This window comes from Streptomyces sp. NBC_01426, from assembly GCF_036231985.1.
Lineage (GTDB): Bacteria > Actinomycetota > Actinomycetes > Streptomycetales > Streptomycetaceae > Streptomyces.
In genome coordinates this window covers 2,715,236-2,732,959 of record NZ_CP109500.1, presented here as the reverse complement: position 1 = coordinate 2,732,959, position 17,724 = coordinate 2,715,236, and the positions used below count along the sequence as shown (strand labels likewise).

Genomic DNA, 17,724 nt, shown 5'->3' with positions numbered 1-17,724 from the left:
CGGCCCGCGCGAGCGGGACCCACGTCCCGACTTCCCGCGCCGAACGGCCCCGGTCGAGTCCCTCCGCGGACCGGCCGGGGCCGTTTCGTCCCCGGCCCGAACCGCCCGGAACGTGTCCTACTCGGCACCGCCGGCGATGGCCCAGAAGCGGTTCACGATGTCCGCGAGGTAGTCCCGGCCGGAATCCCCCGTCCCGGCGGTGCCCTCCCCGCCGCCCCAGCTCAGGGTCGCGACCATGCGGGACTGGTACTCGCCGTGCAGCCGCTCCAGCACCCGTTCCAGGTGCGCCTTCGGCACCGGCAGCATCTTGGACAGCGGTTTCCCGTAGGCCTGCCAGCGCGTGGTGACCGCGCTGCGCAGCAGGTCGGCCAGTTCCTCGTGCTTCCCGGTCGCGGTCACGAACTGGGCCAGGGACAGTCCCAGCGTCGAGGCGAGGGCGGCGGACTGCCGCTCGTTGCCCTTCCAGCGGCCGGTGTCCTCCATCTTCTGGTAGGAGTTCGTCTCCAACCCGATGCGCCGGGCCAATTCCTCGGCGGCCATCCCCCTGGCCATTCGATGCTCCCGAAGGGTGACCGGCGCGGCGATGAGTTCCCCGGGGGAACACCACAGCACGCCGGCGAGCGCCGTGAGCTCGGCGGAAGTGGGTGAGACCTCGCCCCGCTCCCAGGCCATCACGGTTTCGGGCGCGACATTCAGTCCGTACTGGGCGCGCAGGCCATAAGCGACGTGGCCGGGCGCCATGCCCAGGGCCGCGCGCAGACGACGCGCGGCGGGGGCATTGAAGGGGGGGCTGGAGTGCACAAGCACACCGTAGGAGTGGCCAAGGCGTGGCGACTACAGACCATTCAAACAAGCTGATAACTCGTAGGAAAGTCCTATGGAATTCGGGGCTTTATGCCGGTTTCCTGGCGACTGTCCGGTAATCGGGGCCGTCGGAAGATCCATTTCCAGCGTACGGATTCAGCCACGCCATTTCGCCGGTACCCCCACAATCGGAGAGTGATCCCCGTCACAGGACGTGAACCGGCCATGCGGCCGATCCGTGATCCCTTTCGGGGCCCTCGCGCACGGGGGTGGCGAGGGCCCCGACAAAAGGTCGTCCTCAGGGCCTGAACCACACCGTCGCCATCGGCGGCAACGTCAGCCGCAGACTCGCCGGCCGCCCCTGGGCCGGAACCGGATCGGGCCGCAGCGACTGGAGGTGCCGGACACCGCTGCCGCCGTACCGCTCCTCGTCGGTGTTCAGGACCTCCCGCCACAGCGGGACCTCCTCCGGCACCCCGAGCCGGTAGCCGTGCCGCACCACCGGCGAGAAGTTCGACACCGCCAACAGTTGCGAACCGTCCTGCGCGAACCGCAGGAACGCGAAGACGTTGTCGTCCGCCGCGTCCGCCTCCACCCAGGCGAAGCCCTCCGGCACCGTGTCCCGCTCCCACAGCGCCGGCGCCGACGTGTACGCGCGGTTCAGGTCGCGCACGAGCGTGCGCACCCCGCGGTGGTCACCGGCCGCCGGATAGGACTCGTCCAGCACCCACCAGTCCGGCCCGTACGTCTCGGACCACTCCGACCCCTGAGCGAACTCCTGCCCCATGAACAGCAGTTGCTTGCCCGGGTGGGCCCACATGAAGCCCAGGTACGCGCGGTGCGCCGCCCGCTGCTGCCACCAGTCGCCCGGCATCTTCGACACCAGCGAGCGCTTGCCGTGCACCACCTCGTCGTGCGAGATCGGCAGCACGTAGTTCTCGCTGTACGCGTACACCATCCCGAACGTCATGTCGTGGTGGTGGTACTTGCGGTGCACCGGCTCCTTCGACACGTACCGCAGCGTGTCGTGCATCCAGCCCATGTTCCACTTCAGGCCGAAGCCCAACCCGCCCGCGTCCGTCGGCCGGGTCACGCCCTCCCAGGCCGTGGACTCCTCCGCGATCGTCATCACGCCCGGGCAGCGCCGGTACACCGTCGCGTTCATCTCCTGGAGCAGCGCCACCGCGTCCGGGTTCTCCCGGCCGCCGTGCTCGTTCGGCGTCCACTCGCCCTCCGCGCGCGAGTAGTCCAGGTAGAGCATCGAGGCGACCGCGTCCACCCGCAGGCCGTCGACGTGGAACTCCTGGCACCAGTACACCGCGTTCGCCACGAGGAAGTTGCGGACCTCCTTGCGCCCGTAGTCGAACTCCAGCGTCCCCCAGTCCGGATGCGCCGCACGCTGCGGGTCGTGGTGCTCGTACAGCGGCCGGCCGTCGAACTCGGCCAGGGCCCACTCGTCGCGCGGGAAGTGCGCCGGCACCCAGTCGACGATCACCCCGATCCCGGCCCGGTGCAACGCGTCCACCAGGAACCGGAAGTCGTCCGGTGTGCCCATCCGGGACGTCGGCGCGAAGTAACCGGTGACCTGGTAGCCCCAGGAACCGCCGAAGGGGTGCTCCGCGACCGGCATCAGCTCCACGTGCGTGAAACCGAGCTCCTTGACGTACGCCGGCAGCTGCTCGGCGAGCTGCCGGTACGACAGCCCCGGCCGCCACGACGCCAGGTGCAGCTCGTACACGGACAGCGGGGCCTGGTGCGGCGGCCGGAGCCCGCGCGTGGCCATCCACTCAGCGTCCTGCCAGGTGTGGTGCGAGGCGGTGACCACCGACGCGTTCGCCGGCGGGACCTCCGCGTACCGCGCCATCGGGTCGGCGCGCACGGTGTGGCTGCCGTCCGGGCGCGTGATGTCGTACTTGTACATGGTGCCCTCGCCGACACCGGGCAGGAACAGCTCCCACACCCCGGTCGAGCCCAGCGAGCGCATCGGGTACGCCACCGAGTCCCAGTACGAGAAGTCGCCGGTGACCCGCACCCCCTGGGCGTTCGGCGCCCACACCGTGAACCGGGTGCCGGCCACGCCCTGGTGCTCCATCGGCTCGGAGCCCAGCGCCGTCCACAGCTCCTCGTGCCGGCCCTCGCCGATCAGGTGCAGGTCCAACTCGCCGAGCGCCGGCAGGAACCGGTAGGGGTCGTGGACCTCGATCTCGTCGCTGTCGTACGCCACCAACAGCCGGTACTCCGGCACGTCGGACAACGGCAACAGCCCGGAGAACAGCCCGTCCCCCTCGTCGCACAACTCGGCGCGCAGCCCCTTGCCGAGGACCGTCACCGCCTTCGCGTACGGGCGCAGGACCCGGAAGGCCACCCCGCCGCGCCGGGCCCGGGCGCCGAGCACCGCGTGCGGGTCGTGGTGCCGGCCCTCCAGCAGCCGGGCCCGTTCCTCGCCGCCCAGCGCGGGCGCCGGCCGGACCCCGTGGGGTGGCGCGGCCTTGCGGGCCCGGGGCGCGCGGGCCTTCCGAACGGGCTCGGGGGTGACCCCGGATTCGTCACGGACGGTCGGTGACGGCTGTCGTGCGGCGCTCACGCGAGCGGCCTCCTCGGGGGCTTCGGATGGGGGGTGGTGGAGCCTGGGACGGTCGGCGGGATCACGGGGTGTCCCGGCCGGTGGGCGGGCCGCTGGGGTTCGGACAGCCGCCGGATCGCCGCCATCGGGACGTGCAGCCAGTCGGGACGGTGCCGGGACTCGTAGCGGGCCTCGTACACCGCCTTGTCGGTCTCGTACGCGCGCAGCAGCACGGGGTCCTCGCGCGGGTCGCGTCCGCTGGTGCGGGCGTAGCCCTCGCAGTACGCCGCCCGGCAGGCGTCCGCCCAGGCGGGCGCGAACGGACGGTGGGAGCGGGCCGCGTAGTCGAAGGAGCGCAGTATCCCGGCGATGTCCCGCACCGCCGGTTCGGGCCGACGCCGGTCGGCCAGCGGCCGGGCCGGTTCGCCCTCGAAGTCGATCAGCGCCCAACTGCCCTCGACGGTGCGCAGGGTCTGCCCGAGGTGCAGGTCGCCGTGGATGCGCTGGGCGGACACCCCGCCGCCCCGCGAGGCGGCCAGGGCGTCGAAGGCGCCGCGCAGCCCCGCCTCATAGGGTCGCAGCGCGGCCACCTCCCGGGCGGTCGCGGCCAGTCGGGCCGTCATCCCGGCGGCGAGCCGCGCGGTCTGCTCCGGCCCCAGGGCCACGGTGGGCAGGGCGTCGGCCAGGGCGTTGTGCACCTCGGCGGTGGCCCGGCCCAGCGCGTGGGCCTCGGCGGTGAAGTCGGCCCCGGCGCCGAGCCGGCGCAGCGCGAGCTGCCAGCCGTCGTCGGAGCCGCGCAGATACGGCTGGAGCACACCCAGGGTCAACGGTTCGCCGCCGGGCAGGTCGGCCTCGTACCAGGCGACCGGCGCGGGCACCCGGGCGCAGCCCGCGGCGGCCAGCGCCCTGGGCAGCTCCAGGTCCGGGTTGACCCCCGGACCGACCCGGCGGAACACCTTGAGGATGTACGAATCCCCGTAGATCAGCGAGGAGTTGGTCTGTTCCCCGGACAGCGGCCGGGGCGTCGGCGCGGCCGGGATCAGGGCTCCCGGGTCCCGCTCGAAGCGCAACGGGCCGAGGACTCCGGGGGAGCGCAATCGTTCCAGCAGCAGCGCGGCGAGCCGCGGATCGCCGAGCCCCTCGTAGACGGCCTGCCCGGCGTACGGCCCCTGTTCCGCGTGCCCGATCAGGGCGGGCGCGAGCGCCGGCGGCAGGTTCGGGCGTACCCCGAGCAGCAGTTGGTAGCAGTCCGAGCTGCCCTCGGCGTCCACGCCGACGAGCAGGTGCAGCAAGCCGGGTGAGGCCCCGGGTGGCAGGAGTTCGACGGCCGAGACCAGTCGAAGGCGCGTGATGGCGCGCCCCTTTCCGGCGAACCAGCGCTGCCTCGGCAGCCAGTTGCGCAGCATGGGTTCGAGCGGTCCGAGTGGGACCGCGGCCAGGCTGCCCTGGCGACTCCGGGCGGATGCAGCCTCCGACATGGCGTCGCGTCCTTTCCCCGGGCCGTCACAGAATGCGCAGAGTGTCCCGGATGGCGATGGTTGCTGTCCGGCGGTGAACGAGTGTCGGGCCATGGATGATCCGTACAGGGGCGGGCGATTGACCCATTCGCGCGCCTTTTGCTCTTCGGGTCGCTCTTCGGGCCGTTCCCCGGGCTCGGTTCGTCCCGGGGCCCGGCAGCCCGACTCGCGGGGTCGTACGTGCTCGAAAGCGCTCGTGTGGGGCGTTCCTTCGCGCGTTCGACCCCGTTGTGCGGGCGTGCCCCTTCGGCTCGCCCGCCCGGTGCCGACGTCGGTTCACGTCGGCTCCGGTGGGAGCGGACCCCGCGTGCTACTCGGTGCGGAGCCGGAACCAGTAGAAGCCGTGTCCCGCCAGGGTCAGCAGGTACGGCCACTCGCCGATCGGCGGGAAGCGCACGTCACCCGTGAGCTCCACCGGAACCCGCCCGTTGAACGACCGCAGGTCCAGCTCGGTGGGCTGCGCGAAGCGCGAGAAGTTGTGCACGCACAGCACCAGGTCGTCCCCGTACTCGCGGAGGAACGCGAGTACCGCCGGGTTCGACGACGGCAGTTCGGTGTACGAGCCGAGACCGAAGGCGGGGTTCGCCTTGCGGATCTCGATCAGCCTGCGGGTCCAGTGCAGCAACGACGAGGGCGATGCCATGGCCGCCTCGACATTGGTGACCTGGTACCCGTGGACCGGGTCCATGATGACCGGCAGGTTCAGCCTGCCCGGATCGCACGAGGAGAAACCGGCGTTGCGGTCCGGGGTCCACTGCATGGGGGTCCGGACGCCGTCGCGGTCGCCCAGCCAGATGTTGTCGCCCATGCCGATCTCGTCGCCGTAGTAGAGCACCGGCGAACCGGGCAGCGACAGCAGCAGGGCGGTGAACAGCTCCATCTGGTTGCGGTCGTTGTCCAGGAGCGGGGCGAGCCGGCGGCGGATGCCGATGTTGGCGCGCATCCGCGGGTCCTTGGCGTACTCGGCGTACATGTAGTCGCGCTCTTCGTCCGTGACCATTTCGAGGGTGAGCTCGTCGTGGTTGCGCAGGAAGATGCCCCACTGGCAGCGGTCCGGGATCGCCGGTGTCTTGGCCAGGATTTCGGAGACGGGGTAGCGGGACTCTCTTCGCACCGCCATGAAGATGCGCGGCATGACGGGGAAGTGGAAGGCCATGTGGCATTCGTCCCCGCCCTTCGCGAAGTCGCCGAAGTAGTCGACGACGTCCTCGGGCCACTGGTTGGCCTCCGCGAGGAGGACCGTGTCGGGGTAGTGCGCGTCGATCTCGGCGCGGACCCGCTTGAGGAGGGTGTGGGTGCGCGGCAGGTTCTCGCAGTTCGTGCCCTCCTCGGCGTACAGGTAGGGCACGGCGTCGAGCCGGAAACCGTCGATGCCGAGGTCCAGCCAGAAGCGGAGCGCCGAGATGATCTCCTCGACCACGGCCGGGTTCTCGTAGTTGAGGTCCGGCTGGTGCGAGAAGAAGCGGTGCCAGTAGTACTGCTTGCGTACCGGGTCGTACGTCCAGTTGGAGGTCTCGGTGTCGACGAAGATGATGCGGGCGTCCTGGTACTGCTTGTCGTTGTCGGCCCACATGTAGTAGTCGCCGTACGGACCGTCGGGGTCCTTGCGGGACTGCTGGAACCACTCGTGCTGGTCGCTGGTGTGGTTCATGACGAAGTCGATGATCACCCGCATGCCGCGCTGGTGCGCGGCGTCCACGAACTCCACGAAGTCGGCGAGGTCGCCGAACTCGGGGAGTACCGAGGTGTAGTCGGAGACGTCGTAGCCCCCGTCGCGGAGGGGTGAGGCGAAGAACGGCGGTAGCCAGAGGCAGTCGACGCCCAACCACTGGAGGTAGTCGAGCTTGGCGGTGAGCCCCTTGAGGTCACCCACGCCGTCGCCGTTGCTGTCGTGGAAGGAGCGGACGAGGACCTCGTAGAAGACCGCCCGCTTGAACCAGTCGGGATCGCGGTCCTTGGCGGGGGTGTCCTCGAACGTGTCGTGGACGGGATCGTTGATCATCATGTGATGGGTGACCCTCCGGTGGGCGGGGACGGTCGCAGAGCGGCCAGTACGTGCGCGGGCGTGCGGCCCGGCTCTAGGCGCACGTAGTTCGCCCTGCCCCAGTGATAGGTCTCGCCGGTGAGCTCGTCGCGCACCGCGAGGGACCCGTGCCAGTCGAGGCCGAGTACCGGCATGTCCAACGAGACCGTCGCCTCCTGGGTGTGGTGCGGATCGAGGTTGACGACCACCAGTACGGAATTGGCTCCGGCGTGCTTCGAATAGGCGATCACCTGTTCGTTGTCGGTCGAATGGAAGTGGATGTCGCGGAGCTGCTGGAGGGCCGGGTTGCGCCGGCGCAACCGGTTCAGGGCCGTGATCAGCGGGGCGATGCTCAGCCCGTCCCGATCGGCGGCCGCCCAGTCGCGTGGCCGGAACTCGTACTTCTCGGAATTCAGGTACTCCTCGCTGCCCTCCTTGACCGGGGTGTTCTCGCAGAGCTCGTAGCCGGCGTAGACGCCCCAGGCGGGGGACAGGGTGGCGGCGAGTACGGCCCGCACCTCGAAGGCCGGGCGGCCGCCGTGCTGAAGGTACGCGTGGAGGATGTCGGGGGTGTTGACGAAGAAATTCGGCCGCATGACGGAGGCCGAACGGTCGCCGGACAGCTCGGTCAGGTACTCGGTCAGCTCGGCCTTGGTGTTGCGCCACGTGAAGTACGTGTAGGACTGCTGGAAGCCGACCGCGGCGAGCGCCCGCATCATCGCGGGACGGGTGAAGGCCTCGGCGAGGAAGATCACGTCGGGGTCGGACTTGTTGATGTCCGCGATCACCTTCTGCCAGAACACGACAGGCTTGGTGTGCGGATTGTCGACCCTGAAGATCCGCACGCCGTGATCCATCCAGTGACGCAGGATCCGGACCGTTTCCTCGACGATGCCGGCCATGTCGGTGTCGAAGTGGATCGGGTGGATGTCCTGGTACTTCTTCGGCGGGTTCTCGGCGTAGGCGATCGTCCCGTCGGCGCGGTGGCGGAACCACTCCGGGTGCTTCTCCACCCACGGGTGGTCCGGGGAGCACTGGAGCGCGAAGTCCAGCGCGATCTCCATCCCCAGCTCGCGGGCCCGCGCGACGAAGGCGTCGAAGTCCTCGATGGTGCCCAGTTCGGGGTGGACGGCGTCGTGACCGCCCTCGGTGGAACCGATCGCCCAGGGCACGCCCGGATCCCAACTACCGGCGGACAGCGTGTTGTTGGGGCCCTTGCGCCAGGTGCTCCCGATGGGGTGGATCGGCGGCAGGTACACGACGTCGAAGCCCATGGCGGCGATGGCCGGCAGCCGCTCGGCCGCGGTCCGGAAGGTCCCGCTGACCGGGGCCGAGCCGGGCTCCAGCACCGCTCCCTCGGAGCGCGGGAACATCTCGTACCAGGAACCGAACAGGGCCCGCTTGCGCTCGACGAGCAGCGGCAGGGCCTTCGCGGCGGTGACCAGCTCCCGGAGGGGCCGCCGGGCGAGGGCCGCCACCACCGCGGGCGCGAGGGCGGCGGCGTGCCGCTCGGCGGGGTCCCGGTCCTCGTCGCGCATGACCTCGGCGGCGGCCAGCACGTCCGCCCGGCCGTCCCGCTTGGGGATCTTCGCGGCGGCCCGTTCGTGGAGCTCGGCGCCTTCGAGGAGGGTCAGGTCGGCGTCGATCCCGGCGGGGACCTTCACGGCGGCGTGGGCCCGCCAGGTGGCGAGCGGGTCGCTCCACGCCTCGACGGTGTACGTCCACCTCCCCTCGACCTCGGCGGACACCCGGGCCCCCCACCGGTCGGTGCCGGGGGCGAGCTCGCGCAGCGGTACGGGAGGCCGCAGCCGCCCGCTCGGATCTCGGAGTACGACGTGGGCGGAGACGGCGTCGTGGCCCTCGCGGAACACGGTGGCCGAGATCTCGAAGACCTCGTCCACAACCGCCTTCGCGGGTCTGGCGCCGCAGTCGACGGCGGGGCGGACGTCCAGCACGGGAATGCGACCGATCATGATGGGATCACCTGGGGGCAGTTCGCAGGGCTCGGTGACAACGGACCGACTGTCTGGGCAGCCGGCAGTGCACGCTCTGTTCGCTCTGTTTCTAGCCGCTCGGAAGACGGCTGCGCTGCGGGCATGGCCGCTCCTGTCCGCGTTCACTCGGGTGGCGGGAGGTGGGCGGGGTTGCCTCCGGACGGAGCCCGGGGCCTGGTGCGCCGTGCGTGTACCCGGGGAGCCCTTCCCACTCTGGTCCCGCCCAACCCGGGTGCTCGGTTAACTACTCGTACGTAGCGGCACGCGGATCGCGAAGGGCCGGATCGACATCGGTCGAGGCTCCGTCAAGTCGGTGAGGACCGACTGATGTACAGCGGCACACCCCCTGTCCCAGTTGCCTCACGGGCCCCGCAGACACCCTTGTTCCGCTCCGTCGGGCCCGCGCATCTCGTGTGCCCCGGCAAGCGCGGGGGCACGCGGCCGAATGGTCCGCGGGGCAGGGATCCGGCCGGAATCGCACCCCCGCGGCGGACGGGACCGGGCGGCCCGCGGCGGGCGTGCCGGCCGGTCGCCGGCCGTCTGCGGCCTTCACCGGACGACCCGTTGGAGACCCGGCCCCACGAGGCGCCATGGCCGGGCGGCGGGGGCGCCGCTAGCCTTCCGGGGGTCGAAGCGCGGGTGCACAGCGTGGTGCGACCGCTCCGATCCGTCATCCCCTGCGAAGGTGGAACACGTGAAGGCTATCCGTCGATTCACCGTGCGCCCCGTCCTCCCCGAACCCCTTCTGCCGCTCGCCGACCTCGCGCGCAACCTGCGCTGGTCTTGGCACGCGGAAACCCGCGAACTCTTCCAATCCGTCGACCCCGAAGGCTGGCAGGCCGCCGGCGGCGACCCCGTCCGCCTGCTCGGCGCCGTGCCCGCCGCCCGGCTGGAGGAACTGGCCGGCGACCGCCGGTTCCTGCGCCGGCTCGCCGTGGCCGCCGCCGACCTCGACGACTACGTCCACGGCGGGAGGTGGTACCAGAGCCACGAGAGCGATGGCGGGCTCCCCGCGGGGATCGCCTATTTCTCCCCCGAGTTCGGCATCACCGCAGCCCTGCCGCAGTACTCCGGCGGCCTCGGGATCCTCGCCGGCGACCACCTCAAGGCCGCCAGCGACCTCGGCGTCCCGCTCATCGGAGTGGGCCTGCTCTACCGCCACGGCTACTTCCGCCAGTCGCTCTCCCGCGACGGCTGGCAGCAGGAGCACTACCCCGTCCTCGACCCCAACGAGCTGCCCGTCTCCCTGGTCCGCGAGGAGGACGGCAGCCCCGCCCGGGTGGCACTCAGCCTGCCCGGCGGCCGCGCGTTGCACGCGCACATCTGGCAGGCCCGCGTCGGGCGGGTGCCGCTGCTGCTCCTCGACTCCGACGTCGAGGACAACGACACCGCCGCCCGCGAGGTGACCGACCGGCTCTACGGCGGCGGCAGCGACCACCGGCTGCTCCAGGAGATGCTGCTCGGCATCGGAGGCGTCCGCGCGGTCCGTACGTACTGCCGGCTCACCGGCCATCCCGACCCCGAGGTCTTCCACACCAACGAGGGGCACGCCGGGTTCCTCGGACTCGAACGCATAAGGGAACTGGGAGGAGAGCCGGGGCTCGGCTTCGACGCCGCCGTCGAGGCGGTGCGCGCCGGAACCGTGTTCACCACGCACACCCCCGTCCCCGCCGGCATCGACCGCTTCGAGCGGTCCCTGGTCGCCCGGCACTTCGGGGAGGGCGGCGAACTGGCCGGCGTGCCCGTGGACCGGATCCTCGAACTGGGCGCCGAGTCCTACCCCGGCGGCGACCCCGGGGTCTTCAACATGGCCGTCATGGGGCTGCGCCTCGCCCAGCGCGCCAACGGCGTCTCCACCCTGCACGGGGCCGTCAGCCGGGGCATGTTCGCCGGCCTGTGGCCGGGCTTCGACCCCGCCGACGTCCCCATCACCTCCGTCACCAACGGGGTGCACGCGCCGACCTGGGTGGCCCCCGAGGTGATCCGGCTCGGCGCCCGGCAGATCGGCGCCGGCCGCACCGAGGACGCGCTGTCGGTCGGCGGCTCCCCGCGCTGGGACGCCGTCGCCGGGATCGGGGACCAGGAGGTCTGGGACCTGCGCCGGGTGCTGCGCGAACAACTGGTCCAGGAGGTCCGCGACCGGCTGCGCGCCTCCTGGAAGCAGCGCGGCGCCGCCGACGCCGAACTGGGCTGGGTGGACTCCGTCCTCGACCCGGACGTGCTGACCATCGGCTTCGCCCGCCGGGTGCCCTCCTACAAGCGGCTCACGCTGATGCTCCGCGACCCCGAGCGGCTGCGCAGGCTGCTGCTGGACCCGGAGCGGCCCGTGCAGATCGTCGTCGCGGGCAAGGCGCACCCGGCCGACGACGGCGGGAAGCGGCTCGTCCAGGAACTGGTGCGGTTCTCCGACGACCCGCGCGTGCGCCACCGCATCGTCTTCCTGCCCGACTACGGCATGGCCATGGCCCAGAAGCTCTACCCGGGCTGCGACGTCTGGCTGAACAACCCGCTGCGCCCCCTGGAGGCCTGCGGCACGAGCGGGATGAAGGCCGCACTGAACGGCTGCCTCAACCTCTCCGTGCTGGACGGCTGGTGGGACGAGTGGTTCGAGCCCGACTTCGGCTGGGCCATCCCCACCGCCGACGGGATCGGCACGGACGACGAGCGCCGTGACGACTTGGAGGCCAACGCCCTCTACGAGTTGATCGAGGGCCGGGTCGCGCCCCGCTTCTACGACCGGGCCGGGCACACCGGCCTCCCGGCGCGCTGGATCGAGATGGTCCGGCGCACCCTGGTGTCGCTGGGCCCGAAGGTGCTCGCGGGACGCATGGTCCGCGAGTACGTGGAACGGCTCTACGCGCCGGCCGCGCTCTCCCACCGCGCCCTCACCCCGGAGGCCGCCCGCGACCTCGCCGACTGGAAGGGCCGGGTCCGCGGCTCCTGGCCGAGGGTCGCCGTCGAGCACGTGGAGGCCATGGCCGCCGCGCCCGTCGGAGGCACCGCCGAACTCGGGGCCACGCTCACCCTCCGGGTACGGGTCGCCCTCGACTCCCTCGCGCCGGAGGACGTCGAGGTCCAGGCGGTCGCGGGCCGGGTCGACGCCCAGGACGTCATCCAGGGCGGCCGGTCCTTCCCGCTCAAGGCCGCCGCCGGACCCGACCTGGAGGGCCGCTGGGTGTACGAGGGCCCGCTCGCGCTCGACCGGACCGGACCCTTCGGTTACACCGTGCGGATCCTGCCCGCGCATCCGCTGCTGGCGACCCCGGCCGAACTGGGCCTGGTCGCCGGGCCGGCGGACACCGACGCGGGGGGCGGTGTCCTGCTGCGCTGACCGCCGCTCAGGGGACGGGCGGCGGATCGACCAGCCGCCCGTCCTCCACCAGCATCCCGGCCCGCTTCACGGTGCGCAGGATCGGGACCAGCTCCACCTGCCGAATGCCGTCGACCGCGCCGATCCGCTCGGTGAGGTAGGTGTACAACGCGTCGGTGTCCCGGCACACCACCACCGCGAGCAGGTTCGCCGAGCCGGTGACCGCCGCCGCGAACGGCACCTCCGGGTGCTCGCCTATCGCCGCCCCCACCCGGGCCAGCCGGGCCGGGTCCACCGTCAGGAGCATCGCGGCCTCCGCCTCGTACCCGAGGGTCCCGGGCACGATCTCCACGTCGAAGTAGACCGCCCCCATGTCCCGCAGCCGGTCCAGCCGGCGCCGGGCGGTGGACTCCGACAGCCCGGTGGCCCGGGCCAGCTCCGGATAGCCGGCGCGGCCGTCCTGCCCCAGCACGCCCAGCATCGCCAGCTCCGCCTCGTCCAGCGCGTACCGGTCCTGATCCGGCAGCGGCGGCTGCCGCTCCAGCGCCGCCACCTGGTCCGGGCGCAGCGCGTCGATGCCGAACCAGCGCTCGGGCCCGCCCGTGAACATGCGCAGGATGGTGTGGGCGCTCACCCCGATCACCCGGCGGGTGCGCGGGAGCTTCTCCAGCAGCAGGACGTCGCGGTCCTGGCGGGTCCGGGCCTTGGTCATGCAATGGATCTCGGTGCCGCCGGAGTTGAGGGTGACCCAGGCGATGTCCGGCCGCCGGGCCAGCGCCTCCGCGACGGCGAGCGCGGCGTCCGGCGTGCACTGCACCCGCAGCCAGGACTCGAACAGTCCGACCCGGCTGCCCAGCGGCAGCCCGACCACCCGGAGCAGGCCCGTGGTGCGCATCCGGCGGTAGCGGCGCACCACGGTCTGGTCGGAGACCTCCAGCACCTCCGCGAGCCGGCTGAAGGAGGCCCGCCCGTCGATCATGAGGGCCTGTACGAGAGCCAGGTCGAGGTGGTCCATCTCGGCGGGACCGGCCAGAGGCTGCATGGTTTCCATCATCGCAGAGCTTCCGACGAGTGAAATCCGGCAAGGGCGGTCCGCTGGATGGTTGGTCCGGACGGGTGGCCGCGACTCTGGTGGCACACCTCATCTGCTCTTGATCCGGAGAACCCCCATGCGTAAATGGCTGCCCTTGACGGCCGTGAGCCTCGGAGCCTTCATGCTCCTGGTCGACGTCACCATCGTGACCGTCGCGCTCCCGGACATGGCCACCGACATGAACACCGGTTTCGCCGGACTCCAGTGGGTGATGGACATCTACGCCCTGGCGCTCGCCGCACTGCTGCTCGGCGCGGGCTCCCTCGCCGACCGGATCGGCCGCCGCCGCGTCTACCTCGGCGGGCTCGCCGTCTTCGCCGCCGCCTCCCTGGCATGCGGCCTGGCCACCGGCCCCGGCCTGCTGATCGCCTTCCGCGCCGTGCAGGGCATAGGCGGCGCGGCGATGTTCGCCACCACCATGGCCCTGCTCAGCAGCGCCTACCAGGGCCGCGACCGGGGGATCGCCTTCGGCGTCTGGGGCGCGGTCAACGGCGCGGCCGCCGCGGCCGGGCCGATCATCGGCGGACTGCTGACCGAGCACTTCGGCTGGCGCTGGATCTTCTTCATCAACCTGCCCGTCTGCGCCCTCGCCGTCTGGGTCACCCTCAAGGCCGTCGCCGAGTCCCGCAACCCGCACGCCAAGGGCCTCGACCTGCCCGGCATGGTCACCTTCACGGCGGGCGCCGGCATCGTCACCTACGCCCTCATCCGGGTCTCGGAGAACGGCTGGACCTCCGCTGCCACCCTCGGCCTGCTCGGTCTCGGCGCGGCCTGCTTCGCCGCCTTCGTCCTCGTCGAACTGCGCACCGCGCACCCGATGCTCGACCTCTCCCTCTTCCGCAGCCCGACCTTCGTCGCGGTGATGGCCGGCGGACTGCTGCTGTCCGGGGCGGCGTTCTCGTACCTCATGTACGTCTCGCTCTGGCTCCAGTCCGCCGAGGGGATGGGCCCGGTCCAGGCCGGACTGGTCCTGGTGCCGCTGAGCCTGGCCGCGTTCCTCGTCTCCGCGGTGGCCGGCCGACTGCTGCACGGCGCCCCCGCCCGACTGTCCATCGGCGGCGGGTTGCTGCTGATCGGGGCGGGCGCGCTGCTCCAGGCCTGGATGCTGGACGCGGGCGACGGCTGGACGGCCCTGGTGCCCGGGCTGGTGCTGACCGGCGTGGGCGTCGGGATGGCCACCCCGCCGCTGGCCGCCGCCGCGATGGGAACCGTGGCCCCGGCCCGGGCCGGAATGGCCGGCGGCGCCCTGAACACCGCCCGCCAGTTGGGCAACGCCCTCGGCATCGCGGTGCTCGGCGCGCTCTTCCAGGCCGGTCTGACGAGCGGGCTCGCCGGCAGCGGGCAGCCGCACGGCACCGCCGAGGCGCTGGCCTCGGGCGGGGCGGGGCGGTTCCTCGCGGCCGGCCCGCAGGCCCGGGAGTGGGTGGAGGCCGCCTTCGCGAGCGGGCTCCGCGACACCTTCGTGGCCTCCGGGGTGATGGGTCTGGTGGGCGCGCTGGTGGTCGTCCTGCTGATCCGTCCCGCCGCGGGGACCGGGGCGTCGGTCCCGGCCCAGGCCAAGGACTCGACCACCGAGCGGGCCGCCGCCTGAGCCGCCGAGTCCCTACGGACACCCGCGCATCGGGACCCCGGTGCGCGGGTGTCCGTATGTCCGGGGGCGGACGGGCGTACGACCGCCGTACGGCCCGGGTGCCCGGTCCGGGAGGGTGAACCTTCGAACGCGCTGCGCATGCTGAATCGTTTCTGCTGATCGGCCCGCTCCTACGCTGCCCGCTGGATGTCTCCGGATCCGGCATCCAGCGACCAGAGAAACGGACTCTTCATGCGTGCTCGCACCACTGCCGCGGCCTTCCTCGGCGCTCTCGCGCTCGTCCTGCCGGCCTCCGGGCAGGCCATGGCCGACGACGACCACGACGACCGCCACACGCTCGGCCGCCTCTACTACGTCGTCGAGGACGAGGACGGCGACGAGTACACCCGCCACATCAGCCCGGCCGACAACGACACCTGCTACGAGCTGACGGGCACCTCCCGGCACCAGCCGGCCACCGAGGCGTACAACCGCACGGAGTCGCTGGCGGTGCTCTTCGAGGGCCGCGGCTGCAACGGCCGGGCGGTGCGCACCCTGGCGCCGGGCGGCGGGGCACACGACGTCGAGGCCCTCTCGGTCTACTTCCGGCCCACCGGCGGGAACGGCCACCACGGCCACGACGGCGACTGGAACGACGACGACCGCAGCGTCCGCCGCGACGCCCGGCCGGAGCAGGGTGGGCTGACGCACCTGGCCAAGCCCACCGTGGCCGCCGTCGCCGCCCACGCCGCAGCCCCCGCCGCACGCCCGGGCGACGACGAGCCGTCCGCCGACGAGCAGCGCGGCGAGGACGAGCAGCGCGGCGAGGACGAGCAGCGCGGCGAGGACGAGGAGGGGCGCGACGAGGCCGGCCGTCCGGGCGACGACCAGGCCGAGGACGAGAACGGACAGCGCGACGAGGACGAGGCGCGCGACGAGCGCGGCCAGGACGAGGAGAACGAGGCGCGCGACGAGGACGAGCAGCGCGACGAGCGCGGCCAGGACGGCGAGGAGGAAGAGGAGTACGGCGTCCTGGACGCCGTCTTCCGCACCCTCGGCTGACCCGTCACGGCTGACACCGGCCTCGGCCGGCATGTCTCCCGGCTGAACCGAAGGGCCCGACACCCCCGTGGGTGCCGGGTCCTTCGCGCGGGGACGGCCGGCCGGGCTACACGGGCGGCGTCACCCCTGTCGTCCCGAGCCCGCCGGCCAGCCAGGCCACCACGTCCGCCGCCGTGTAGGGGGAGGCGTCGGGAGAGAGCCTCGGCAGGAACGACAGGTCCTTGCCGATCGTCACCAACGGGGGCTCCACCCGGCCGCCCGGGCGGCGTTGCGCCAGACCGATCGTGGCCAGCAGGCCGTTGCACAGGCACTGCCGGCCGTGCGCGTCGGCGGCGTTCCCGCCCTTGCGCACGTACGCGGTCACCGGCTCGGCGGCGCACCGGTAGACCAGGCCGCGCTCGGACCGTACGGGGGTGCGCAGGAATCCCAGGTCGCAGACCCGGCGGCGGGCCCGGGCCACCTCCGGTTCGGAGACGGTGCCCGGCAGCCGCGCCACCTTGAAGGGGAACGCCGTCGGGGAGGCCTGCGGATCGTTGCGGACCGTCAGGGTTCCCGCGCGGGCCCGGTCGAGCAGTTCCTCCCGCAGGTGCCGGGCCATCCCGGACTCCTCGCACAACGCGAACGCGCTGCCGACCTGCACCCCGGCCGCGCCGGCGGCCCGCGCGGCGGCCACCGCCTCGGGGCTCGCCTGTCCGCCCGCGAGCCAGAACGGCAGCCCGAGCGCCGCCATTTTGGCCGGATCGGGTTCGTCGCGCGGGCCGTAGACCGGCTCGCCGGCGTCGTCCAGGGCCATGGGGCCGCGCGGCGGGGCGCTGTGACCGCCGGCCCGGCTGGTCTCGACGACGAACCCGTCGGGGCGAGTGGCCTCGTCCCGGTTCAGGTAGGCGGCCAGCACCGGGAGGGAGACGATCGCCAGGACCCGCGGTCGGCGCAGCGGGCCGGGCAGCGGGTCCGCCGACAGGGCGCCCGGGTCGAAGAGGTGCTCCAGCGGCTCCTCGTCGCCCTCGACGGAGATCCGGGTCACGCAGGGTTCGCCGCGCGCCAACCGCGAGGCGAGGGCCGGGATCTGACCGGGGACTCCCGCGCCCACGAGCACGTGGTCGACGCCTGCCAGGATCGCGCCGAACATCGCGGGGGCGGTGGCGAGCTGGATCTTCTCCAGGTAGTTGACGCCGACGAGGCCATCGTGTCCCTCCTTGGCCAGCCAGACCTCGACGAAGTTGCCGAGGACGGTGAGTACGTCCGCCGGGGTCCCGCCGGTCACGCGCAGCCGCGGGGTGGCCCGCAGCGGGGCGGAGGGGTCCGTCGGGCCCCCCTCGCGGAAGTGGCGGTCGAGGACGGCCCGGGCGAGTTCGGGGATCGGGAAGGCGGCGAGCGCCCGGCGGGCGTGCCCGCCCGGGTCGCCGGTCTGGAGCACGCGGGCCAGGACGACGTCCAGCGCGGTGCCGGAGACCACGCCCAGTTGGCCGGTGAGGGACACCGCGCGGGCCAGCCGCCACCCGGACACGCCGACGCCCATGCCGCCCTGGATCAGCCAGGGGTGCCCGCCCGGGGCCCGGACGGGCGCGGAGCCGGCGTCGGTGGCTCGGTGGACGGTGGGCCGGGCGGGCGCGTCGGGGTCGGAGGTGGGCTGGTGTGCTGTCGCGGCCATGTGCGTGCGTCCGTCCCTGTGCGGTGACCCGAACCTACGGTGGCGTAGGTTCGCCGGGTTCCACTATCTCCCCGGCGGGGTCGGGCGGCGGGCGCCGAAGGTCCCCCTCGCGGGGGCACCAGGTCCCGCCGTCGGCG

Annotated in this window: 10 protein-coding genes; 3 read left to right on the top strand and 7 right to left on the bottom strand. The window is 72.6% G+C overall.

All coding sequences use genetic code 11. The features are described from left to right. Positions 1 to 117 precede the first annotated feature (117 nt). From OG906_RS11740 to OG906_RS11720, 5 genes are all read right to left on the bottom strand, one after another. On the bottom strand, positions 118 to 807 hold the full coding sequence (locus OG906_RS11740; RefSeq protein WP_329442340.1) for an XRE family transcriptional regulator: 690 nt from the start codon (positions 805 to 807) through the stop codon (positions 118 to 120). 295 nt (positions 808 to 1,102) lie between these two features. Next, complete coding sequence (gene glgB, locus OG906_RS11735; RefSeq protein ID WP_329442339.1) at positions 1,103 to 3,388, bottom strand: 1,4-alpha-glucan branching enzyme; 2,286 nt, start codon at positions 3,386 to 3,388, stop codon at positions 1,103 to 1,105. Continuing rightward, positions 3,385 to 4,845, bottom strand: coding sequence for a maltokinase N-terminal cap-like domain-containing protein (locus OG906_RS11730; RefSeq protein ID WP_329442337.1), 1,461 nt, complete (start codon positions 4,843 to 4,845; stop codon positions 3,385 to 3,387). Before OG906_RS11730 ends, glgB begins: the two co-directional genes overlap by 4 nt. A 349-nt stretch (positions 4,846 to 5,194) precedes the next feature. Then, on the bottom strand, positions 5,195 to 6,889 hold the full coding sequence (gene treS, locus OG906_RS11725) for a maltose alpha-D-glucosyltransferase (protein ID WP_329442335.1): 1,695 nt from the start codon (positions 6,887 to 6,889) through the stop codon (positions 5,195 to 5,197). Further along, positions 6,886 to 8,880 (bottom strand): alpha-1,4-glucan--maltose-1-phosphate maltosyltransferase, encoded by a 1,995-nt coding sequence (locus OG906_RS11720; RefSeq protein ID WP_329442332.1) that lies wholly within the window; start codon positions 8,878 to 8,880, stop codon positions 6,886 to 6,888. Before OG906_RS11720 ends, treS begins: the two co-directional genes overlap by 4 nt. A 715-nt stretch (positions 8,881 to 9,595) precedes the next feature. On the opposite strand from OG906_RS11720, the gene glgP reads away from it, so the two are divergent. Continuing rightward, positions 9,596 to 12,232: an alpha-glucan family phosphorylase gene (gene glgP, locus OG906_RS11715; RefSeq protein ID WP_329442330.1), complete on the top strand. Its 2,637-nt coding sequence runs from the start codon at positions 9,596 to 9,598 to the stop codon at positions 12,230 to 12,232. A 7-nt stretch (positions 12,233 to 12,239) separates the two neighbouring features. Here glgP and OG906_RS11710 read toward each other — a convergent pair whose 3' ends face one another. Further along, a complete protein-coding gene (locus OG906_RS11710; RefSeq protein WP_329442328.1) occupies positions 12,240 to 13,253 on the bottom strand; it encodes an Lrp/AsnC family transcriptional regulator in 1,014 nt (337 codons plus the stop codon). A gap of 127 nt (positions 13,254 to 13,380) precedes the next feature. Between OG906_RS11710 and OG906_RS11705 the strand changes: the two genes are divergently transcribed. Together OG906_RS11705 and OG906_RS11700 are read left to right on the top strand one after the other, a co-directional pair. Continuing rightward, complete coding sequence (locus tag OG906_RS11705) at positions 13,381 to 14,895, top strand: DHA2 family efflux MFS transporter permease subunit (protein WP_267797961.1); 1,515 nt, start codon at positions 13,381 to 13,383, stop codon at positions 14,893 to 14,895. A 231-nt stretch (positions 14,896 to 15,126) separates the two neighbouring features. Continuing rightward, positions 15,127 to 15,936, top strand: coding sequence for a hypothetical protein (locus OG906_RS11700; RefSeq protein ID WP_329442323.1), 810 nt, complete (start codon positions 15,127 to 15,129; stop codon positions 15,934 to 15,936). A 106-nt stretch (positions 15,937 to 16,042) separates the two neighbouring features. Here OG906_RS11700 and OG906_RS11695 read toward each other — a convergent pair whose 3' ends face one another. Beyond that, positions 16,043 to 17,587 carry a nitronate monooxygenase gene (locus tag OG906_RS11695; RefSeq protein ID WP_329442321.1) on the bottom strand — a complete coding sequence of 515 codons (1,545 nt, stop codon included), beginning with the start codon at positions 17,585 to 17,587 and terminating at the stop codon, positions 16,043 to 16,045. Positions 17,588 to 17,724 lie beyond the last annotated feature (137 nt).